The organism is Microbacterium invictum, from assembly GCF_034421375.1.
GTDB classification, from domain to species: domain Bacteria; phylum Actinomycetota; class Actinomycetes; order Actinomycetales; family Microbacteriaceae; genus Microbacterium; species Microbacterium invictum_A.
Window position 1 is genome coordinate 1,112,413 of record NZ_CP139779.1, and the last position, 21,617, is coordinate 1,134,029.

21 protein-coding genes are annotated in these 21,617 nt (G+C 71.1%); 11 read left to right on the forward strand and 10 right to left on the reverse strand.

All coding sequences use genetic code 11. The annotated features are described in order from the left end of the window. Window positions 1-28: 28 nt before the first annotated feature. Window positions 29-418, forward strand: a complete 390-nt coding sequence (rplL, locus tag T9R20_RS05355; protein ID WP_322411506.1) for a 50S ribosomal protein L7/L12 — start codon at window positions 29-31, stop codon at window positions 416-418. Window positions 419-652: 234 nt separating this feature from the next. Here the strand turns inward: rplL and T9R20_RS05360 are convergent, their stop codons facing one another. Beyond that, window positions 653-1,708, reverse strand: coding sequence for a LacI family DNA-binding transcriptional regulator (locus T9R20_RS05360; protein ID WP_322411507.1), 1,056 nt, complete (start codon window positions 1,706-1,708; stop codon window positions 653-655). A gap of 240 nt (window positions 1,709-1,948) precedes the next feature. On the opposite strand from T9R20_RS05360, the gene T9R20_RS05365 reads away from it, so the two are divergent. The 4 genes from T9R20_RS05365 to T9R20_RS05380 all read left to right on the forward strand — a co-directional run bounded on the left by T9R20_RS05365 (window position 1,949) and on the right by T9R20_RS05380 (window position 8,006). Beyond that, complete coding sequence (locus T9R20_RS05365) at window positions 1,949-3,298, forward strand: ABC transporter substrate-binding protein (protein ID WP_322411508.1); 1,350 nt, start codon at window positions 1,949-1,951, stop codon at window positions 3,296-3,298. 116 nt (window positions 3,299-3,414) lie between these two features. Then, window positions 3,415-4,383 carry a sugar ABC transporter permease gene (locus tag T9R20_RS05370; protein ID WP_322411509.1) on the forward strand — a complete coding sequence of 323 codons (969 nt, stop codon included), beginning with the start codon at window positions 3,415-3,417 and terminating at the stop codon, window positions 4,381-4,383. Continuing rightward, window positions 4,380-5,366 carry a carbohydrate ABC transporter permease gene (locus T9R20_RS05375; protein WP_322411510.1) on the forward strand — a complete coding sequence of 329 codons (987 nt, stop codon included), beginning with the start codon at window positions 4,380-4,382 and terminating at the stop codon, window positions 5,364-5,366. The genes T9R20_RS05370 and T9R20_RS05375 overlap by 4 nt, the downstream gene beginning before the upstream one ends. A gap of 126 nt (window positions 5,367-5,492) precedes the next feature. After that, window positions 5,493-8,006 carry an HAD-IC family P-type ATPase gene (locus T9R20_RS05380; RefSeq protein WP_322411511.1) on the forward strand — a complete coding sequence of 838 codons (2,514 nt, stop codon included), beginning with the start codon at window positions 5,493-5,495 and terminating at the stop codon, window positions 8,004-8,006. Here T9R20_RS05380 and T9R20_RS05385 read toward each other — a convergent pair. Genes T9R20_RS05385 through T9R20_RS05395 form a run of 3 tightly spaced genes read right to left on the reverse strand, consistent with a single transcriptional unit; the run spans window position 7,955 to window position 9,841 of the window. After that, entirely contained in the window at window positions 7,955-8,392 is a 438-nt protein-coding gene (locus tag T9R20_RS05385; protein WP_322411512.1) for a hypothetical protein, read from the reverse strand. The genes T9R20_RS05380 and T9R20_RS05385 overlap by 52 nt on opposite strands. Before the next feature lie 35 nt (window positions 8,393-8,427). Next, entirely contained in the window at window positions 8,428-9,108 is a 681-nt protein-coding gene (locus T9R20_RS05390; RefSeq protein ID WP_322411513.1) for a DUF305 domain-containing protein, read from the reverse strand. Window positions 9,109-9,118: 10 nt separating this feature from the next. Continuing rightward, entirely contained in the window at window positions 9,119-9,841 is a 723-nt protein-coding gene (locus T9R20_RS05395) for a DUF3105 domain-containing protein (RefSeq protein WP_322411514.1), read from the reverse strand. Window positions 9,842-10,077: 236 nt separating this feature from the next. Between T9R20_RS05395 and T9R20_RS05400 the strand changes: the two genes are divergently transcribed. The 6 genes from T9R20_RS05400 to T9R20_RS05425 are packed head-to-tail and all read left to right on the forward strand — an operon-like array spanning window position 10,078 to window position 17,521. Beyond that, window positions 10,078-11,418: a multidrug effflux MFS transporter gene (locus T9R20_RS05400; protein WP_416182966.1), complete on the forward strand. Its 1,341-nt coding sequence runs from the start codon at window positions 10,078-10,080 to the stop codon at window positions 11,416-11,418. 47 nt (window positions 11,419-11,465) lie between these two features. Beyond that, complete coding sequence (locus tag T9R20_RS05405) at window positions 11,466-12,146, forward strand: phosphatase PAP2 family protein (protein WP_322411515.1); 681 nt, start codon at window positions 11,466-11,468, stop codon at window positions 12,144-12,146. Window positions 12,147-12,150: 4 nt separating this feature from the next. After that, window positions 12,151-14,097: a helicase HerA-like domain-containing protein gene (locus T9R20_RS05410; protein WP_322411516.1), complete on the forward strand. Its 1,947-nt coding sequence runs from the start codon at window positions 12,151-12,153 to the stop codon at window positions 14,095-14,097. A 47-nt stretch (window positions 14,098-14,144) separates the two neighbouring features. Beyond that, window positions 14,145-16,604 carry an FdhF/YdeP family oxidoreductase gene (locus T9R20_RS05415; RefSeq protein ID WP_322411517.1) on the forward strand — a complete coding sequence of 820 codons (2,460 nt, stop codon included), beginning with the start codon at window positions 14,145-14,147 and terminating at the stop codon, window positions 16,602-16,604. 9 nt (window positions 16,605-16,613) lie between these two features. Beyond that, window positions 16,614-17,096 carry a MogA/MoaB family molybdenum cofactor biosynthesis protein gene (locus tag T9R20_RS05420; RefSeq protein ID WP_322411518.1) on the forward strand — a complete coding sequence of 161 codons (483 nt, stop codon included), beginning with the start codon at window positions 16,614-16,616 and terminating at the stop codon, window positions 17,094-17,096. After that, entirely contained in the window at window positions 17,093-17,521 is a 429-nt protein-coding gene (locus tag T9R20_RS05425; protein ID WP_322411519.1) for a molybdenum cofactor biosynthesis protein MoaE, read from the forward strand. Before T9R20_RS05420 ends, T9R20_RS05425 begins: the two co-directional genes overlap by 4 nt. A 30-nt stretch (window positions 17,522-17,551) precedes the next feature. Here T9R20_RS05425 and T9R20_RS05430 read toward each other — a convergent pair whose 3' ends face one another. From T9R20_RS05430 to T9R20_RS05455, 6 genes are read right to left on the reverse strand one after another with little or no spacing between them, the layout of a single operon-like run. Then, window positions 17,552-17,785, reverse strand: coding sequence for a MoaD/ThiS family protein (locus T9R20_RS05430; RefSeq protein ID WP_322411520.1), 234 nt, complete (start codon window positions 17,783-17,785; stop codon window positions 17,552-17,554). Further along, window positions 17,786-18,088 carry a DUF6457 domain-containing protein gene (locus tag T9R20_RS05435; protein ID WP_322411521.1) on the reverse strand — a complete coding sequence of 101 codons (303 nt, stop codon included), beginning with the start codon at window positions 18,086-18,088 and terminating at the stop codon, window positions 17,786-17,788. After that, window positions 18,081-18,749, reverse strand: a complete 669-nt coding sequence (mobA, locus tag T9R20_RS05440; RefSeq protein WP_322411522.1) for a molybdenum cofactor guanylyltransferase — start codon at window positions 18,747-18,749, stop codon at window positions 18,081-18,083. Before mobA ends, T9R20_RS05435 begins: the two co-directional genes overlap by 8 nt. After that, entirely contained in the window at window positions 18,746-19,219 is a 474-nt protein-coding gene (gene moaC / locus T9R20_RS05445; protein ID WP_322411523.1) for a cyclic pyranopterin monophosphate synthase MoaC, read from the reverse strand. Before moaC ends, mobA begins: the two co-directional genes overlap by 4 nt. Further along, on the reverse strand, window positions 19,216-20,469 hold the full coding sequence (gene glp / locus T9R20_RS05450) for a gephyrin-like molybdotransferase Glp (protein WP_322411524.1): 1,254 nt from the start codon (window positions 20,467-20,469) through the stop codon (window positions 19,216-19,218). The genes moaC and glp overlap by 4 nt, the downstream gene beginning before the upstream one ends. Continuing rightward, window positions 20,466-21,599, reverse strand: a complete 1,134-nt coding sequence (locus tag T9R20_RS05455; protein ID WP_322411525.1) for a HesA/MoeB/ThiF family protein — start codon at window positions 21,597-21,599, stop codon at window positions 20,466-20,468. The genes glp and T9R20_RS05455 overlap by 4 nt, the downstream gene beginning before the upstream one ends. Window positions 21,600-21,617: the final 18 nt, after the last annotated feature.

Here is a 21,617-nt window from a genome sequence, read left to right on the forward strand (position 1 = left end):
GATAAACCACCCAACAAGGAGATACATCATGGCAAAGCTCAGCACTGAGGAGCTGCTCGACGCGTTCAAGGAGCTCACGCTCATCGAGCTGTCCGAGTTCGTCAAGGCCTTCGAGGAGACCTTCGACGTCACCGCCGCCGCCCCCGTCGCGGTCGCCGCTGCCGGCGCCCCCGCCGGTGGTGCCCCCGCCGAAGAGGAAGAGGTCAAGGACTCCTTCGACGTCATCCTCGAGTCGGTCGGCGACAAGAAGATCCAGGTCATCAAGGTCGTCCGCGAGCTCACCTCGCTCGGCCTGGGCGAGGCGAAGGCCGTCGTCGACGGTGCTCCCAAGCCCGTCCTCGAGGGCGCCAACAAGGAGGCCGCCGACAAGGCCAAGGCCGCTCTCGAAGAGGCCGGCGCCACCGTCACCCTGAAGTGAGTCGAGACGTGTCAATGCGCGCATAGCGCGCGTTGACACGTCTGCGACTCAGGTTGAGTAGCCGCCGAAGGCGGCGTATCGAAACCTCTCGTGGCGCAGACCGCCACCACGAACGGCCCGGGTTACACCTCGTAACCCGGGCCGTTCGCTGTTCCCCTGACCTCGACCCGTCGAAAAGTGCGGCTGGACGCCCCCGCGCGCCGCGTTTCCTCACGGATCGCGAGGGGGAGACCCCTACAGCCGCCCCAGCGACGCGTCCGCGACCGCCGCCGACCGCCGGGGATTGACCGGTCCGGTGGAGTTGCGCACGACCAAACGCGCCTGGGCCCGGATGACGGTGGGCGGCCGCTCGGGATCGGCGAGGTGGTCCAGCAGCGTCCGCACGGCCGCCGCGCCCTGTTCGCGCGGAGCCTGCCGAAGGGTGGTGAGGGCGAACATCTCGGCGTACTCGTGGTCGTCGATGCCCACCACGCTGAGGTCGTTCGGCACCTGGATGCCGAGCCGGCGCGCGGCGATGATGGCGCCGATGGCGACCTCGTCGCAGACCCCGACGATGGCGGTCGGCCGATCCCGCGACCCCAGCACGTCGACCGCGGCGGCGTAGCCGGACGGCAGGCTCAGGCTCGACACGACGTGCTGGGCGAGGTCGCCCATTCCGGCATCCGCCATCGCTCCCCGGTACCCCTCCCGGCGCGCGCGCTCCACATCGGAGCCGGCCACCTTCGGCCCGTCGGGCGCACCTCCGCCGAGGAACAGGATGCGGCGGTGGCCGAGTGCGATGAGATGGTCGGTCGCCCGCCGAGCGGCGTGATCGTCGTCGAGGGCGATCACGCTCAGGCCCTCCGCGCCGCCGACGATGCTGACGACGGGTGTGCCGATCCGTCGCAGCCGCGCGAGCTCGGCGTCCTCGGGCTCGAGTCCGACGGCGATCAGTCCGTCGAACTGCTTGCGCGAGAGGAACTCCTCGAAGATGCGACGACGTCCCGGCGTGCCCGGCTGCGCGTCGTAGAGGGTGAGGTTCAGGCCCTCCTCCAGAAGGCTGTCCTGGATGCCCTCGAGCACCTCGGCGAAGAACCAGCGGTTCACGCAGGGCATCACGACCCCGACGTTGCGGGTGCGCCCGGTGACCAGGCTCACGGCGCTCGTCGATGCGACGTATCCGAGCTCGGCGGCCGCGCGCTGCACGCGTTCGCGCGTCGCGGCAGAGACGTACCCCGCTCCCGTCAGGGCGCGGCTCGCCGTCGATTTCGACACTCCGGCGAGGCGTGCGACGTCGGCGATCCCCATCATCGGACGAACCCTCCTTCGGGCTCACGCGGCGGTGTGGTGACACCGGAATCTGGAACCGTTTCCAGGTCATCATGCAACGGCGATCCCCCGCGCGCCACCAGTGTCCGCATCGGTTATCGAGTCGTGATCAATTCGCGTTGTGAAGCTAAGGCCGCATCCCGTACGGTGATCCTGGAATCGGTTCCCGACCCGACGCCTGCGGGTCGCAGGACGGTGGGAACTGCTCGATGAGGAGGCAAAATGAGATTTGGAAAAGCGGGTCGCGTCGTCACAGCCGTCGCGGCCCTCGGTGTTTCCGCCCTGGCGCTGTCGGCGTGTACCGGCGACATCGCGGCCAACGAGGACGTCGACTGCACGGAGTACGAGGAGTACGGCACCTTCGACGGTGCCGAGGTGACCATCGGCGGCACCATCCTCGACCTCGAGGCGGACCGCCTGGTGGAGTCCTGGAGCGACTTCGCCCAGTGCACGGGCATCAACATCGAATACCAGGGCTCGAGCGAGTTCGAGGCGCAGATCGCCGTTCTCGCCGAGGGCGGCAACGCGCCCGACATCGGCATCGTCCCGCAGCCGGGTCTGCTCGCGCGTCTGGCCGAGGGCGGATGGCTGATCCCGGCGTCGGCCGAGGTCGAGGCCAACGTCGACGAGTGGTGGTCCGAGGACTGGAAGCAGTACGGCACCTACGACGGCACCTTCTACGCGGCCCCCCTGATGGCCAGCATCAAGGGCTACGTCTGGTACTCGCCGACGCAGTTCGAGGAGAACGGCTGGGAGATCCCCCAGACCCTCGACGAGCTCACGGCACTGACCGAGGAGATCGCCGCCTCGGGTGAGAAGCCCTGGTGCGTCGGCCTCGAGTCCGGCGACGCCACCGGGTGGCCGGCCACCGACTGGATCGAGGACTGGGTGCTGCGCCTGCACGGCCCCGAGGTCTACGACCAGTGGGTGACCCACGAGATCCCGTTCAACGACCCGCGCATCGTCGAGGCCTTCGACGCCGTGGGCGAGTACATCAAGAACGATGACTACGTCAACGGCGGCATCGGCGATGTGTCGACCCTCGTCACCGAGGCCTTCCAGACCGCGGGTCTGCCCATCCTCGACGGCGAGTGCTCGCTGCACCACCAGGCCTCGTTCTACGAGACCTTCTGGAACGCAGAGGGCGGCGACGATGTCGTCGTGGCCTCCGACGGCGACGTCTTCGGCTTCCTCACCCCGCCGGCCACGGCCGGTGACCCGCTGTCGGTGACCGGTGGTGGCGAGTTCCCCGTCGCCTTCCGTGACGCCGAAGAGGTCGAGACGGTGCGCGCGTTCCTCTCCAGCGACACCTGGGCGAACAACCGCGTCAGCCTCGGCGGCGTGATCAGCGCCAACACCGGTGTGGACCCCGAGAACGCGTCGAGCGAGCTGCTGGTGCAGTCGATCGAGATCCTGCAGGATCCTGAGACCACGTTCCGCTTCGACGGTTCGGACCTCATGCCCGGCGCGGTCGGCGCCGACTCCTTCTGGCGCGGCGTGGTGGCGTGGGTCACCGGGCAGAGCACCCAGGAGACGGTCGACGCGATCGAGTCCAGCTGGCCCTCCAGCTGATCGGATGATCCGGGTCGGGGGTGGGGCGCAGGTCGCCCCGCCCCCGACCACTCCGAGGGCTGGATGACGCCCACCGCGTCATCCGCACTTCAACGACGAAGAAAGGATCGTGATCGATGACCACCGCCGATCTTCTGGGGAAGATCCTCCAGGTCGTGATGGGGCTGGCCGTATTCGCCGCCATCGTGGGCCTGCTGGTCTTCTTCATCGACCGGGCTCCGAAGAAGGGCCGCGACTACTGGCAGCTCGTCGGCTTCCTCGCCCCCGCCATCATCCTTCTGGCCATCGGCCTGATCTGGCCGGCGATCCGCACCACGGGGCTGGCCTTCCTCGACAACAGCGGCAATTTCAGCTGGGACAACTTCATCTGGATGTTCACCCAGCCCGCCGCCATCCGGACGCTCATCAACACCGTCATCTGGGTGCTGTTCGTCCCGACGCTCGCCACCGCCCTGGGCCTGGCCTACGCGGTGTTCATCGACAAGTCCCGCGGTGAGCGCTATTACAAGGCGCTGGTGTTCATGCCGATGGCCATCTCGTTCGTCGGCGCCGGCATCATCTGGCGCTTCGTCTACGAGTACCGCGCCGGTGAGCGCGAGCAGATCGGCCTGCTCAACGCGATCGTGACGGGTCTCGGCGGCGAACCGGTGCAGTGGCTCCAGACCGATCCGCTGAACACCTTCCTGCTCATCGTGGTGATGATCTGGATCCAGACCGGTTTCGCCATGGTCGTGCTCAGCGCAGCGATCAAGGGAATTCCGACCGAGCAGATCGAAGCGGCGCAGCTGGACGGCACGAACGCCTGGCAGCGGTTCATGAACGTCACCGTCCCGGGGATCCGGGGATCGCTCGTCGTGGTTCTCACGACCATCTCGATCGCGACGCTGAAAGTGTTCGACATCGTGCGGACGATGACCGCCGGTAACTTCAACACCTCGGTCGTCGCCAACGAAATGTACACCCAGGCGTTCCGGGCCAGCGAAGTCGGACGAGGGTCGGCGCTCGCCGTCATCCTCTTCCTGCTCGTGCTGCCCATCGTCATCTACAACGTCAACATACTTCGCAAGCAGAGGGAGATCCGATGAGCAGCGTCGCCCCCGTCGATCTTCCCACCGGTGAGGGAAGGGACGATTCGAGTTTCGAAGAGGCAGCCCGCGACACCAAGTCGGGCCGGATCAAGCGGCGCCTGACCTCGCCGTGGGCGACGGCCGCGGCGATCGCGATCGCGATCGTCTGGACGATCCCCACCTTCGGTCTGTTCATCTCCTCCTTCCGGCCTGCCGAGCTGATCCAGACCACCGGCTGGTGGACGATCTTCCAGAACCCCGGCTTCACGCTCGACAACTACCGGGACGTTCTCTTCTCGCCGTCGCAGTCGGCACCGCAGCTGGGGGCGTACTTCGTCAACTCGCTCGCCATCGCCATCCCCGCGACGGTGTTCCCCCTGGTGATCGCCTGCATGGCGGCCTACGCCTTCGCCTGGATCAAGTTCCGCGGTGCGAACGTGCTGTTCATCCTGGTGTTCGCGCTGCAGATCGTGCCGCTGCAGATGGCCCTCGTGCCGCTGCTGCAGTTCTTCTCCTCGTGGCTCCGGCCGCTGCAGGTGGGATTGCACAACGTCATCCCGATCATCCCGGAGCAGAACTACCTGCCGGTGTGGATCGCGCACACGATCTTCGCCCTTCCGCTGGCGATCTTCCTGCTGCACAACTTCATCCACGAGATCCCCGGCGACGTCATCGAGGCGGCGCGCGTGGACGGCGCGTCGCACAGCCAGATCTTCTTCCGGATCGTGCTGCCGCTGGCGATCCCCGCCATCGCGTCCTTCGCGATCTTCCAGTTCCTGTGGGTGTGGAACGACCTGCTGGTCGCCCTCATCTTCTCCGGCGGCACGCAGGACGTCGCGCCGTTGACCCAGCGACTCGCGGAGCTGGTCGGTTCGCGAGGGCAGGACTGGCAACGTCTGACGGCGGGCGCGTTCGTCTCGCTGGTGGTGCCACTGATCGTGTTCTTCTCGTTGCAGAGATTCTTCGTCAGAGGACTCTTGGCGGGGTCGACGAAGGGGTAGACCGAGGTACCGGAGGGTGTTGGCGCGGCGTCCGATGGCGTGCGTCGCGTCAACCAGTCCGGACCTGTGCGGCCGGACGACGGGTCGTCCCCTGGTGCGCAGCGGTGTGAGCGCTACTGTCTGAGCATGGCCGAGCACGAGATCGACGCCCCCGACACCGATGGCGCGACCGACCTGACGATCGAGATCGATCCGGATGCGGGGCTGCGCGCGGCCGATGTCGCCGAGCGTGTCGCCGACGGCCGCACAAACGCCTTCACGGCCGACACCAGCCGAAGCGTCTGGAACATCGTCCGGGCCAATGTCTTCACGCTGTTCAACGGCATCGTCTTCGGATGCTTCTTCGTCCTGTTCGTGCTCGGCAGGTGGCAGGACGCGCTGTTCGGATTCGCCGCGTTCGCGAACTCGATCATCGGATGCGTGCAGGAGTTCCGGGCCAAGGCGGCGCTGGACAAGCTGGCGCTGCTGAACGCTCCGCGGGCCCGCATCCGCCGAGACGGCGCGGAAGGTGAGATCGCGCCGGGCGAGGTGGTGCTCGACGACATCCTGGTCCTCCGCGCCGGCGATCAGGTTCCCGCCGACGGCGTGGTGCGCCGGGCGCGGGGCCTGCAGCTGGACGAATCGATGCTCACCGGCGAGGCCGACCCGGTCGACAAGCGCGAGGGCGCCGAGGTGCTCTCGGGCTCCGTCGTGGTCGCCGGCGAAGGCGAGGCCCAGGTGACCCGCGTCGGCGCCGACTCGTACGCCAACAGGTTCGCCGGCGAGGCCAAGCGCTTCTCGCTCGTCGCGTCGGAGCTGCGGACCTCCATCAACCGCGTGCTGCGGTGGATGAGCTGGCTCATCGGACCCCTCGGGCTCCTGGTGCTCAACGCCCAGATGATGGTCGCCGGCGGCTGGGCCGAGGCCTGGGAATCGGGCGGGTGGGTGCAGGCCATCGTCAACACGATCGCCGCCCTGACCGCCATGATCCCGCTCGGCCTGGTGCTGATGACCTCGATCGCGTTCGCGGTGGGGGCCGCTCGTCTCGCGAGCCGCCAGGTGCTCGTCAACGAGCTGCCCGCGGTGGAGGGTCTGGCGCGCGTCGATGTGATCTGCCTGGACAAGACCGGCACCCTGACCGTCGGCGACATCGCCTTCGATGCCCTCCACGGTCTCGACGAGGCGGCGACCGCGTCGATCGACGTCGCCGCCGTGCTCGCCTGGTACGGTGCGGCCCCCGACGCCAATGCCACCGCGCGGTGCCTGCGGGAGCCCTTCCCGGTGGAGCAGCCCAGCGTTCCCGCCGCCACCATCCCGTTCTCGTCCGCACGCAAGTGGAGCGCCGTGTCGTTCGCGCACGGCCCGGCGGGGACGTGGATCCTCGGCGCGCCCGAGATGGTCTTCGGCGACCAGGCGACCGACACCGCCACACCGCTGGGGGAGAGGGTCGTCTCGCTCGCGGCCACCGGACGCCGCACTCTGGTCCTCGCGCACTCCTCCGCCGCGCTGACGGAGGAGGATGTCGCCGCGGAGCGCCTTCCCGCGGGGGTCGCGCCGGCGGCGGTACTGACCTTCCGCGAGACGGTGCGCCCCGACGCCGCGCAGACGCTGGCGTACTTCGCCCGTCAGGGCGTCGGGGTGCGCATCATCTCGGGCGACAATCCCCGAACCGTCGCGGCGATCGCCCGCGACCTGGGCGTGGAGGCGCCGGAGGGGTACGACGCCCGGCGGCTTCCCGACGACGACGCCGCCCTCGCGGAGGTGCTCGAGGAGCACACCGTCTTCGGGCGCGTCACGCCCGAGCAGAAGAAGCGGATGGTCGTGGCCCTGCAGAGCCGTGGACACACCGTGGCGATGACCGGTGACGGAGTGAACGACGCCCTCGCGATCAAGACCGCCGACATCGGCATCGCGATGAACTCGGGCTCGGCGGCGACGAAGGCCGTCGCGAGGCTGGTGCTCCTCGACGGCAAGTTCTCCCACCTCCCCGACGTCGTCGCCGAGGGGCGTCAGGTCATCGCCAACATCGAGCGGGTCTCGATGCTCTTCCTCACCAAGACCGCGTACGCGACCGGCCTCGCGCTGCTGTTCGGCCTGCTGGTGCTGGAGTTCCCGTTCCTGCCGCGCCAGCTCTCGATCACCGACGGGCTGACCATCGGCATCCCGGCGTTCTTCCTGGCGCTGCTGCCGAACACCCAGCGCTACATCCCCGGGTTCCTCCGACGCTCCCTGAGCTTCGCGATCCCGGCGGGTCTCATCATCGCGATCTCGCTGACGGCCTATTCCCTGGCGGCGGCGTCACGGGGGGTCGAGGAGGCGCAGCTGCGCACCGGCTCGACGATCATCCTCGCCGTCGTCGGCATCTGGGTGCTGACCGTCCTGTCGCGGCCGGTCACCCGTGTGAAGGTGCTCGTGATCGGTGCGATGTTCATCGCGCTGCTCGCGATCTTCACACTGCCGATCGCGACCGACTTCTTCCAGCTGGTCGATCCGGGCCGCGACGCCGCGTGGCTCCTCACCGGCGTCATCATCGTCACGATCGGAGCGATCGAGATCGTCCGCTTCGCCCACCGGCGGGTCGTGGCGCGCGATCTCGCCCGTGCGTCGGGTCAGGCGGCGGTCCCGGCACCGACCGGCCGCGCGGACCGCGCCGTGAAGTAGCGCGAGGCGGGCGGCACCCAGACGAGGACGACGGCGACCACCTGCACGAGCACCTGCACGGTCGCCGGCACATCCCAGTCGTCGGTCGAGAAGATGGTGACCAGCTGCAGCACGACGAGCAGAGAGACGTAGCCGGTCAGCAGCGCGCGCGCGAGGCGGCTGCCGCGGGCGAGCGCCGAGGCCAGGGCGACCATGAGCAGACCGAACAGCACGATGCCCGCGCCCAGGAGAGACACGATCAGCACGTCGTCGGCGGGCACGTCGTACCTGCTCAGGAGCACGAGGATGCCGAGGGCGACATCGGCGAAGGCAACGATGTAGACCACCACCACCACGATGGTCAGCACGACGCCGCGGCGAACCGTGTCACTCGGGGGCGCGCTCACGCGTTCACCCTACTGGCGAACCCTGCCACGGGGCATCATCCGGTGCAGCCGAGGCGCTCCTGCATGCTGGTCATGCGGTCGATCTCGGCCTCCTGGGTCTCGATGATCGATTGCGCGACGGCGAGCACCCGCGGCTCGGAGCCGAGCTCGATCACCGCTTCCGACATCGGGATCGCCCCCTGGTGGTGGCGGATCATGAGGCCGAGGAAGTCGCAGTCGGCCGCGGTGCCGGTCGCCGCGCGCAGCGCGTCGAGTTCTGCGGCGGATGCCATGCCCATCTCCGCCTCGAGCTCCGCGGCCGTCGGGGCCTCGGCGTCGGAGCCCCCGTGCCCACCGTGGGCGTGGTCGGTTCCCCCCATCCAGCCCATCAGCGGGCCGCCCGACTGCGGCAGGCCCCAGCTGACGAGCCAGCCGTACATCTCACCGCGCTGGCCGGACTGCCCGGTGGCGATGTCGTAGGCGAGCGTGCGCACCTCGTCGTCCTCGGTCTTGCGATAGATCTCCATGGCCATCTCGATGGCCTGGGCGTGATGCACCTGCATGTCCCGCGCGAAGCCCGCTTCGGCCGACGTCGTCGCCGGCGCGGCGACGGCGCTGGCGGCGCCGAACATCGAGAAGCGTCCGATCGCGAACGCGAGAGCCCCGATGCCGAGCGCGACGAGGGCGATCAGCGCCCAGCGGGGGAGCCCGCGGCCCGCGGTGGTGGGGTCGGTCATCGGCTCCCGATCACTGGCGTCCCGGACCGTCGATGGCGCCGCTGCAGGCGGCGTTCGGCTCGGGCGCGTTCTGGCTGCGCCAGTACTCCTCGAAGAACTCCGTGATGCGCTCGTCGGAGGCCGAGTCCACCTTCAGCTGGGCGTTCCAGGCGCTGACGGCGATGGGGGTGTCCATCCCCTCGTAGGGCGAGAGGATCGCGTAGCTGGAGGGCAGGTAGCTCTCGAGGGTGTCGATGTCTTCGGCGGTCACCTGTGCGGGATCGTAGGTCACCCACACCGCGCCGTGCTCCATCGAGTGCACGGCGTTCTCGTTGGTCTGCGGCTCGGTGTAGACCCCGCAGTTGAGCCAGACGGCGTTGTGCGGACCACCGGCCGGCGGTGTCTGCTCGTAGTCGACGACGCCGTCGACGTGGTCGGTCTGCAGTTCGAAGGTCTCGACGCCCTCGATCTCAGCGCCCGTGCTGTCGAGCGCGCCGTAGGTCGGGGGAGGAGCGGGGGCGAAGACGATGGATGCCACGATGGCGGCGATGACGGCGATTGCGGCCGTCGAGCCTACCGCCCACCAGACGATCTTGCCCCGGCGACGCTTGGCGAGCTGGCGCTGGTACTCCGCGAGCTTCTCCTGCTTCTTCTGCTCGCGCTGCTGCTTGACGGTCTGGGTGATCTCGGCCTGGGTGGCCGGATTTCCGCTGGCGCGCTTGCCGGACGGACGGGAGGACGAAGGCGGGGTCATGGTGTGGGCTCTCGGGTCTGGCGCGGCGAGCGCGTCGAGGCAGGAGGACGGCTCCATCCTATGCGGGCGAATGGGCGCGAGCCCTGGGAGCCGGCTCGTAAAGGGCCGCGCATCCGCTAGACTTCAGGGGTCTTCGAATCGATTCGACGCGCGTCCGGCCTCGACGCCTCGACGTGCTCCGCCGGTCGCCGCCCCGCCTGACGGCACCACGCCACGCCACGAAACCGAGAGTGACTGTGCTCGATACCGCTTCCCAGCCGACCATTCCGGCCTCCCCCGCCCCGCACGGTCGCGCCGGCACCGGCGCGATCCGCACCCTCGGGGCCAATCCCGCCACGGCTCCGGTCATGCTGCACCCTGGCGACGCGATCCCCGCCCGCAAGCGACTGCTCTACATCATCCTGCTCGGAGCGCTCACCGCACTCGGTCCTTTCACGATCGACCTCTACCTGCCGGCCTTCCCGGTGCTCGAGGACGACTTCCAGACGACCGCCGCGGCGATCCAGCTGACCCTGACCGGCACGATGATCGGCTTCGGCGTCGGCCAGCTGATCGTCGGGCCCCTCAGCGACAAGGTCGGTCGCCGGGTGCCGCTCATCGCCGTCACCGCGCTCCACGTGGTCGCGAGCGTCGCCGCGGCGCTGGCTCCCACGCTCGTGCTCCTGAGCGTCTCGCGGGTGTTCATGGGCATCGGCGCGGCGGCCGGTGGGGTGGTCGCGATGGCGATCGTCCGCGACCTGTTCGGGGGCAAGCGCCTGGTGGTCATGCTGAGCCGGCTCGCCCTGGTCACCGGTGTCGCACCGGTCGTCGCGCCGCTCATCGGCGCGGGGCTGCTGGCCGTCATGCCGTGGCGCGGCCTGTTCATCGTGCTCGGGGTCTACGGCGCGGTGCTGCTGGTGTGCGCGATCCTGCTCGTTCCCGAGACACTGCCGCCGGCTCGGCGCGGCGGCAAGGGCGGCGCGACGATCCTGCAGCGGTATAAGAGCGTGCTCAGCGACCGTGTGTTCCTCGGTGTGCTCGTCATCGGAGGCATGACCTTCAGCGGCCTGTTCTCCTACCTGTCGGCGTCCTCGTTCCTCTTCCAGGAGGGGTACGGCTTCGACGCGCAGCAGTACGGACTCCTCTTCGCCGTCAACTCCCTCGGGCTCGTGATCGGCGTCCAGACCGCCTCCCGACTCGCGGCACGCTTCGGGCCGCAGTGGGTGCTGGCGGGCTCGACGGCGACGCTCGTGGTGGCATCGAGCACGATCATCCTGCTCGACCAGCTCGGCCTCGGACTCTGGGGCACGGTCGTGCCGCTGTTCTTCTTCATGACCGCCTGCGGGTTCACCTTCCCCTGCATCCAGGTGCTCGCACTCGACCGTCACGGCAAAGCCGCCGGCACCGCGGCATCCCTCCTCGGCGCCGTCAACTTCGGCGTCGCCGGCCTCATCTCCCCGGTGGTCGGGTGGATCTCGCAGGACACCGGGATCACCGGCACCTCGATGGCCATCGTCATGGTCGGTTGCGCGGTCGTCGCCGTCCTGGCGCTCTGGCTGATCGTCCGGCCCCGGTCCGTGGCACAGCTGACGCCCTGAGGGCAAGCCCCGCGGCCCGGCGTGACCGGCCCCGGCAGAATGGGCCGATGGACACCGCGACGTCGCCCGTGCCGGATCGACGCGCCTGGCTGGTGCCCCTCGTCGCGGGCCTCGTCCTCGTCGCCCTCGCCGTCGGGCTGGGAGCATGGATCTTCGCCCGCGGCAACGATCCGTTCGACGTCGACGCGGAGTGGAACATCCTCCTCGCCGGCTGGTCGTCGCCGATCGTCACGGGCTTCTCGCAGTTCATGAACGTCGTCGGAGCCGGATGGTTCTCGATCGCCGTCGTCCCGCTCGTCGGGGCGCTCCTGCTGATCCTGTTCCGAAGGCCCTGGGGGGCGCTGTTCCTCGTCGTGTCGCTGGCCGCCTCGGCCGCGAGCGTGCAGGTGATGAAGCAGACCTTCGGGCGGGCGCGACCGGAGGACATCGTCGTCATCAGCGACTACGGATCGTTCCCCTCGGGGCACGCCGGCAACGCGGCGACGGTCGCAGCGATTGCGATCGTGCTGTTCCCGCGCCTGTGGGTGGGGATCGTCGGCGCGGTGTGGGTGCTGCTCATGGCGTTCAGTCGCACCTACCTGCACGCTCATTGGCTCAGCGACACCCTCGGCGGCGCGCTCATCGGGTCGGGCGTCACGCTGCTGCTGGCGGCCGCCTTCGCCGTCCCGCTCGCGAAGGAGAGGCAGCGGCGGACGGATGCCGCGGCGAGGCCCGCCTCGCTAGGGTGAACCCATGACCGAGACGGAGTCGTCCGATCCGGATGCGGTGGCCGCCGCCGAGCTCGCGCGGCTGCGCGCCGAGGCCGAGGCCGCCGAGGCGGAGCTGAAGGCGGCACGGGCGCGCGCCGCGCTCGCCGCCGCCGAGGAGGCGGCCGCCCGCGCCGGCCGCAGCGCGCCCGCACCGGAGTCGCCGCCCGCCCCCGCCGCCGCACCAGAGTCGGCGCCCGCCCCCGCCGCCGCACCAGAGTCGGCGCCCGCTCCCGCCGCACCGGCGCCGCCCGCCGCGCCTGCGGTCGCGTCCCCACCCGTCGCCCCCGCGGTCCCCGCGGGGCCACTCAGCGCGGACGATGTCGCCGCCGTCGTCCGCGGCTACACCTTCGAGGGGCCGGGTCTGCACCTGGGCGCCCTGGTGAACGGCGAGGCGGTCCCGGCGGCGCAGGTGCGCATCCCATTCGGCATGCTGAACCGCCACGGCCTCGTCGCCGGTGCGACCGGCACCGGCAAGACGCGCACCCTGCAGCTGCTGGCTGAGCAGATCGCCGAGGGCGGGGTGCCGGTCTTCGCCGCCGACATCAAGGGCGATCTCTCGGGCGTGGCCACTCCGGGCGAGCCCAGCGAGAAGCTGCTCGCCCGCACGCGCGGCATCGGGCAGGACTGGGAGCCCGCGGCATCCGCCACCGAGTACTTCTCCCTCGGAGGGATCGGCACCGGAGTGCCCATCCGTGCGACGGTGTCGGCCTTCGGGCCGCTTCTGCTGAGCAAGGTGCTGGGGCTGAATCAGACCCAGGAATCCAGTCTCGGTCTGGTCTTCCACTACGCCGACGCCAACGGTCTCGCGCTGGTCGACCTCTCCGACCTCCGGGCGGTGCTGACGTATCTCACGAGCGCCGAGGGCAAGGCGGAGCTGAAGCAGCTCGGCGGACTCTCGGCGTCGACGGCGGGGGTGATTCTCCGCGAGCTCATCACGTTCGCCGACGGCGGCGCCGATGTCTTCTTCGGCGAGCCCGAGTTCGACGTCCGCGACATCCTGCGCACCGCTCCCGATGGGCGGGGCATCGTCAACCTGCTCGAGATCCCGGGCGTCGCCGACAAGCCCGAGCTCTTCTCGACCTTCCTGATGTACCTCCTGGCGGAGCTGTTCGAGATCCTGCCCGAGGTCGGCGACCTCGACAGGCCCAAGCTGGTGTTCTTCTTCGACGAGGCGCATCTGCTCTTCCGCGACGCCTCGAAGGATTTCGTCGCTGCCATCGTGCAGACCGTGCGCCTCATCCGGTCCAAGGGCGTCGGGGTGTTCTTCGTCACCCAGACGCCCAAGGACGTTCCCTCCGACGTGCTCGCGCAACTCGGCTCCCGTGTGCAGCACGCGCTCCGGGCGTTCACCCCCGAGGATGCCGCGGCGCTGCGGGCGACGGTCCGCACGTACCCCACCTCGGGGTACGACCTCGAGCGCGTCCTCCAGGAACTGGGGACGGGCGAGGCGATCGTGACGGTGATGAGCGAGAAGGGCGCGCCGACGCCGGTCGCGTGGACGAGGCTGCGAGCGCCGGTGGGGTCGATGAGCTCGTCCGCGGCGGAACGGGTCGAGGCGACGGTGGCCGGGTCGCCGCTCCTTACCGCCTATGCCGAGGCCGTCGACCGCGAATCGGCGCGGGAGATCCTCACGGCGCGGATGAACGCCGCCGCCGAGGCCGCGGCAGCTGTCGATGCCGCCGCGGAGCAGGCCAGGGTCGACGCCGAGCTGGCGAAGCAGCGCGCCGCCGTCGACAGGGCGCAGGCGGATGCCGAGAAGAAGGCGCAGAAGGAGTACGAACGCCTGCTGAAGCAGAGCGCGGGATCGCGCTCCACCCGCACCGCCCGGCGTGCCGACCCGTCGCCGATCGACCGGGTGCTGGGCTCGAAGACGACGCAGAGCATCCTCCGCGAAGTGATCCGCGGCGTCTTCGGCACCGCGCGCCGCTGAGTGGGAACCCCCGGTCCCGCTCGCGGGGGCGAGGGTAGCCTGTGGAGATGGCGACGAAGCCCCCCACCTCCGACATCGATGAGAACGACCTGACCGTCGGCGACCGCAAGAAGGTCGCCGTCGGTGTGCCGGCAGTGCTCCACGCCCTCCAGATGTCCTACGAGCAAATGGGGGCTGTCCGCAGTGCGCAGACTCTGCTGCGGGTGAACCAGAAGGACGGCTTCGACTGCCCGGGGTGCGCGTGGCCCGAGGAGGACAAGCGACACGTCGCGGAGTTCTGCGAGAACGGCGCCAAGGCCGTCGCCGAGGAGGCGACCCTGCGTCGCGTCGGACCGGACTTCTTCGCGCGACACAGCGTGGCCGAGCTGCGGGAGCGCGACGATTACTGGCTCGGCCAGCAGGGCCGGCTCACCCACCCCGTGATCCTCGACGAGGGTGCGACCCACTACCGGGAGGTGTCGTGGGATGACGCGCTCCGCCTCGTCGCCGACGAGCTCCGGGCGCTCGACGATCCCGACGAGGCGGTGTTCTACACCTCCGGGCGCACATCGAACGAGGCGGCCTTCCTCTACCAGCTCCTCGTCCGGGGGCTCGGGACGAACAACCTCCCCGACTGCTCGAACATGTGCCACGAGTCCTCCGGGTCGGCGCTGACCCAGACGCTCGGGATCGGCAAGGGCACGGTCTCGATCACCGATATCCACGAAGCGGACCTGCTGATCGTGGCAGGGCAGAACCCCGGAACGAACCACCCTCGGATGCTCAGCGCGCTGGAGAAGGCCAAGGCGCGGGGAGCGACCATCATCGCGGTCAATCCGCTCCCCGAGGCCGGCCTCATCCGGTTCGAGAACCCGCAGACGCCCAAGGGCATGATCCTCGGCGGCACGCGGATCGCCGACCAGTTCGTGCAGATCCGCCTCGGCGGCGACCAGGCGCTGTTCCAGGCGATCGGCAAGCACCTCCTCGAGGTCGAGGACCGGGACGGCGGGGTGCTCGACCACGCGTTCATCGACTCCTGCACCTCGGGCTTCGAGGAGTACCGGGCAGCGATCGCCGCCGTGCCGTGGGAGGAGCTGGTGGTGGCGACCGGGATCGCCGAGGACCGCCTCCGCCACGTGGCGGAGACCGTTCGCACCTCGACGGCGACGATCGTCTGCTGGGCGATGGGCCTCACGCAGCACAAGCACTCCGTGCCGACGCTGCGGGACGTGGTCAACGTCCTTCTCCTGCAGGGGAACATCGGGCGCCCGGGCGCGGGGGTCTGCCCCGTCCGCGGACATTCCAATGTGCAGGGTGACCGCACGATGGGCATCTACGAGAAGCCCTCGACGGCGTTCCTCGACGCGCTCGACGACGAGTTCGGCTTCGCCGCGCCACGTGAGTACGGCTACGACACCGTCGAGGCCATCCGCGCCATGCGCGACGGGCGTGTCCGGGTCTTCTTCGCCATGGGCGGCAATTTCGCGCGCGCGACTCCGGACACGGCGGTCACCGAGGCGGCGCTGTCGACCACCGATCTGACCGTGCAGGTCTCCACCAAGCTGAACCGCTCGCACCTGGTGACCGGGCGGCGCGCGATCATCCTTCCCACCCTCGGTCGCACGGACCGCGACCGACGCGGCGGGGGAGAGCAGCGGGTGACCGTGGAGGACTCGATGAGCGCCGTCCACGCGTCACGCGGTCGGCTCGCACCGCCCAGCGACGACTTGCTCAGCGAGGTCGCGATCATCGCGCGGCTCTGCCGGCTGCTCTTCGACGACCGCGACGGCGAGGACGTCGATCCGCGTCCGACCGCGCCGCCGCTTCGCGCCCAGCCCGCGGCGGAGGAGGTCGACCGCCGGCAGGTCGAGCGCGACACCGTGGAGGCGGAGGGCGCCGACCCCGTCGGAGTGGACCGTGCGCGCAACGTCCCGCAGGCGGACTGGACGGCGCTGGAGAACGACTACTCCCTCATCCGCGCGCACATCGCCCGCGTCGTGCCCGGCTTCGAAGACTTCGAAGAGCGGATCGCGAAGGGACGCACCTTCATCCTGCCCAACGGACCCCGCGACGCCCGGACCTTCGCCACCGCGACGGGCCGAGCGATGTTCACCGCGAACCGGCTGGAGTACCCCGAGATCCCCGCCGGCAGGCTGCTGCTGCAGACCCTGCGGTCGCACGATCAGTACAACACCACGATCTACGGCAAGGACGATCGCTATCGCGGCATCCACGGGGGCCGGCGCGTCGTGCTCGTCAACGAGCACGACCTCGGCGCCCAGGGGCTGAGCGACGGGGATCTGGTCGACCTCGTGTCGGAGTGGACGCAGACCACCGGCGCCGTCGAGGAGCGCCGCGCGGAGCGCTTCCGGGTCGTGGCCTACCCCACCCCCCGCGGCAACGCCGCCGCCTACTACCCCGAGACGAATGTGCTCGTGCCGTTGGACTCGGTCGCCGACGTCAGCGGCACCCCCACGTCGAAGTCGGTCGTGGTCCGGCTCGAACCGTCCGCCGCCGCTCCCGCCTAGGCTGAGGGCGTGCACACCGCCGCCGTCATCACTGTGTCCGACCGCTCCGCCGCCGGCACCCGTGCCGACGAGAGCGGACCGATCGCGGTCGCCGCGCTCCGCGAGGCGGGGTTCGACTGCGCCGAGGCGGTCGTCGTGGCAGACGGCGCCGACAGCGTCGAACGCGCGCTCACTGCCCAGGTGATCGCCGGGGTGAAGCTCGTGATCACCACGGGCGGTACCGGCGTGGGCCCGCGCGACGCCACGCCAGAGGGGACCGGTCGGGTCCTCACCCGTGAGATTCCCGGGCTCGCCGAGGAACTGCGTCGCCGCGGCGCCGTCGAGAAGCCCGCCAGCATGCTCACGCGGGGTCTGGCCGGAGTCGTCGACCCCCACGGGGTGCTCGTGGTCAACCTTCCCGGCTCGCCGCGCGCGGTGACCTCGGGAATGCCGGTCGTGCTCTCCGTCGCCCGCCACGTGCTCGATCAGCTCGCGGGCGAGGACCACCGATGACCGTGGCGGCGCTCGCGCGCATCAGCTCAGACCCCCTCGATCTCGCCGCGCACCTGCACGCCGTCGACGATCCGGCCGCCGGGGCGGTCACCACGTTCATCGGGCGGGTGCGCGACCATGATCCGGATGCCGCGGCGGCGGTGACGGCGCTGGAGTACACCGCCCACCCCGATGCCGAGACGGTTCTCGCCGCGCTCGCCGAGCAGGTCATCGGCGACACCGGCGCACTCGTCGCGGTCAGCCACCGGGTGGGCAGTCTCGCCGTCGGTGACGCGGCGGTGATCATCGCGGTGGCCGCGGCGCACCGGGGCACCGCGTTCGACGTGTGCCGTCAGCTCATCGAACGCATCAAGACCGAGCTCCCCGTCTGGAAGCGGCAGATCGAGGTCGACGGCACCGCGACCTGGCTCGGCCTCGGCGGCTGACCCTCCTCCGCGTCGCCTCCCGGCGACAGCTCACCCGCCCGCGAAGGGCGGCAGGACGTCGATCACGGTGTCGGCGCCGAGCGGCTCGTCGTCGTCGACCCGGCTGCCGCCCACCAGTACTGCGCAGCGGGGGAGGAGCGCCGCCATCCCGGGACGCTCCGTCGCCAGGGCGGCGCGCAGAGCGCCGAGGGTCGGCTCGTCCCTCGTCTCCTCGGTCGTCCCGGCCAGCTCCTCGGCGGCGGCGAAGTACCTCACCCGCGCCATTCAGGCTCCCGTCACCGGGTCGGGTGCGCCCTCGTCGTACCGGGCGACCAGATCGACGACGGCGGCGAGGGCGGCGCGGACGTCCTCGGGGCCTGCGCCGGCGCGACCGGCGACGAGACCCGCGACGAAGGCGCCGAGGGGCGCCCCGGGGCGCGCGACGCCGCCGGCGACCTCCCGCGCGAGATCGAGAACGCCGGTGACCGGCACCTGATCGGCCTCGAGGTCGAAATGGGAGCGCATCAGCTCCGCCCAGCGGTCCAGCGCCTCCGGCGGCAGCGTGCGCGGTGTCGGTGTGTCACTCACGGTTCCCGTCCTCCCCGGCGCGGCGCGCCGCCTCAAGATCCTCCCACGTGTCCACATCAAAAGAGAGGGCCGCGGCGCTATCGAAAGAGAGGGCCGCGGCGCCCACAGAAGAGAGGGCCGCGGCGCGCGGGTCACCGACCACCGTGACGGCCAGGTCGGCCACGAGCTCCCGGACGGCCGCGTCACGGCCGGCCCGGGGCATCCGCTCGATCTGCCGTCCGAGCGTCCGGGTTCGGTACAGCCCGACGAGGAACTGCGGTCTGCTGTGGGGATCGCCCAGGCATACGGCGTCGGCTTCGTCCGGGACGAGAGCGGCTGCGTCGGTGAGGAGCGGCACAGCGGATCCCGCGTGGGGGAGATCGCAGGCGAGCACGAGCGTCCACGCCGGAAGGGAGTCGGCGGCGGCCGTCGCCGCCGCGAAGCCCGCGACGATCGCCGACACCGGCCCGCCGAACGGGGGGTCCTCGCGGGTCCACCGCACGGCGCCGCGCGAGGGCAGCTCGGCGCCGACGGCGACGATCGGGTCGGCACCCGCATCGGTCGCCGCCCCGACGGCGATGTCGAGCAGTGTCCGGCCGCCGACGGTCTGCAACGGCTTGACCGCCCCGCCCAGCCGCCGTGCGCGGCCGCCGGCGAGCAGGAGGGCCGCGAGATCGATCATTCGCCCGGACGCCGCCACGCGCCCGAGCGTCCGCCCTCCTTCGCCACGATGCGGACGGCCTCGATAGACGTGGACTTGTCCATGCCCTTGACCATGTCGACGACCGCGAGGGCGGCCACCGCCACCGCGGTGAGGGCCTCCATCTCCACCCCGGTGCGGTCGGCCGTGCGGACGGTCCCCTCGACGGCCACTCCGTCGTCCTCGACGACGAGATCGACCGTGGCCCCGTGCACGCCGATGACGTGGGCGAGAGGCAGGAGGGTGGGGGTGAGCTTGGCCGCCTGGATCCCGGCGATCCGCGCCACCGCCAGGACGTCGCCCTTCGGGACGGACCCGTCTCGCAGCGCGGCGACCACGGCGGGCGCGCAGCGGACGAACCCGCGGGCCGTGGCGGCGCGGACGGTCGGGGTCTTCTCGGTGACATCGACCATGCGGGCCCGCCCGGCGGCGTCGAGGTGCGTGAAGCTCATGCCCTCAGCATGACATCCACACCGTCGCCCGGCTCCACCCGGTCCACCTCCGCCGGCACGACGGCGAAGGCCTCGGCCTGCGCGAGCCCGCCGGCCAGGTGAGAGCCCGAGCCGCCGGCGGTGGCGGGGACCACGCGCCAGGCCCCGGGGTCGCGGCGATCGAGCGCGGCGGGCAGGTACTGGCGCCGGCCAGGGGGCGTCGTCCACCCCGCGCCGGCGGCGAGCCGCAGCATCGGACGATGAAGCTCCGCGCGCCCCGCCATGAGCAGGAGGGCGGGACGGACGAAGACCTCGAACGACACCGCGGCACTCACCGGGTTTCCCGGCAGCCCGAACAGCAGCGTCCCGTCGTCGAGACTGCCGAACCCCTGGGGCTTGCCGGGCTGCATCGCCACGGAGGCGAAGGCCATCTCGCCCGTGGGGCCGAGGGTGGCCTTGACCACCTCGTACGCCCCCGCGCTCACCCCGCCCGAGAAGACCACGGCATCCGCTCCCCTCGACCGTGCCTCGGCGAGAGCGGGGCGGAGACCGTCATCGTCGTCGGCGACGGTGGTACGGAGCACCAGTTCTCCGCCCGCGTCGGCGACGAGGCCGGCGAGGAGGAGGCTGTTGGACTCGGGGATCTGACCGCGGGCGAGTGCGGCGCCGGCGGCGACGAGCTCGGAACCGGTGGAGATCACCGCCACCCGCGGCCGGCGACGGACCCGGACGACGTCGACGCCCGCGGCCGCGGCAGCGCCGACCTGGAAGGCGCCGAGGGCGGCGCCGGCGGGGACGACCTCGACCCCGGGCGCGAGATCGCTCCCCTTGCGCCGAAGGTGCACGCCGCGGGCCCGCGGGGCACGGAGCACCCGGATCTCGCCGAGCGAGTCGGCGAGTCCTTCTGCGGTGTCCTCGAAGGGCACCACGGTGTCGGCCGCGGTCGGCATCGCCGATCCGGTCATGATGCGGGCCGCCTCACCGGGCCCGAGCGGGGGATCCAGCGGGCTCCCGGCGGGCAGGTCGGCCACGACGCGCAGCGCGACGGGCGACGATGCGGTGGCACGGGCGACGTCGTCGAAGCGCACGGCGAAGCCGTCCATCGCGGAGTTGTCGAACACCGGGATCGGCACCCGCGCGCGCACCGATTCGGCGAGGGTCAGACCGAGGGCGGCCTCCACCGGCAGCGCGACGACGTCGCACCCGCGGACGGCGTCGAGGACGGCATCGAGGTGCTCCTCGACCGACCGGAGCGCGCGGGCGCCGTTCACGCGCGCGCCTCCGCGCGTGCCTCGGCGTGTGCCGCCGCGCGTGGCTCTGTGACCGCGAGCCACGCGCTGTACCCGCCGGCGAGCACCGCGGCGTCGACGCCGCGGGCACGCAGCGCCTCGGCGGCGCGGCGCGCGCGACCGCCCGCCTGGCAGACGACGACGACGGAACCGGCGAGTGCGCCGGGATCGGCGAGCACCTCGGCGAGCGGGCGGAGGATCGACCCCGGGATGACGCCGCGATCGGTCTCCCACGGTTCGCGGACATCGAGCAGCGCCGCGCCGTCCTCGAGCCTGGCGCCGAGCTGCGCGGGCGCGATCTCGGGGACGCCGCTCACCGGGACGGTCGCCGCGGGAGCGGACCGGCGCGCGGCGGCCAGGGGCACTTCGCGCACTGCGCCGGCCCAGGCGTCGATGACGAGGATGCGACCGAGCAGCGGCTCGCCGACGCCGGCGATGAGCTTGACGGCCTCGGTCGCCAGGAGCCCGCCGACCTGCAGGCAGAGCGGCCCCAGCACCCCCGCCTCGGCGCAGGACGGCGCGTCGTGAGCCGACCCGGTTGGGTAGAGGTCGTCGAGGACGACCTGGGGGGCACCCTCGGGCGGGGTGGCCCAGAAGACCGTGACCTGGGCTGCGGCGCCCTGGAGCGCGCCCCACACCAGCGGGATCCCGAGTGTCTCGGTCGCGTCGGCGACGGCCTCGCGGGTGACGAAGCTGTCGCTGCCGTCCACGACCAGATCGGCGCCGCGCAGCAGTTCGGCGGCGGTGTCGGCGGTCAGTCGCTCCCGGCGGGCGCGCACCTCGGTCGTGGGGGAGAGGTCCCGCGCGATGCGCTCGGCGCTGTCGGTCTTGGGTCTGCCGAGGTCGTCGATGCGGTGCAGGACCTGGCGCTGGAGATTGGACAGCTCCACCACGTCGTCGTCGATGACCGTCAGGGTGCCCACCCCCGCGGCGGCGAGCGCCAGGATCACCGGCGAGCCGAGGCCGCCCGCCCCGATCACCGCGACGTGGGCGGCGGCGAGGCGGCGCTGCCCGAACTCTCCGAGCCCGGGTAGCACGGCGTGGCGGAGCGTCCGCTCCTGCTCGGCCGCGTCGAGCGACGGCGCCGGGTCGACAAGGGGTGGCAACGGCATGGCTTCAGGCTATCCCCG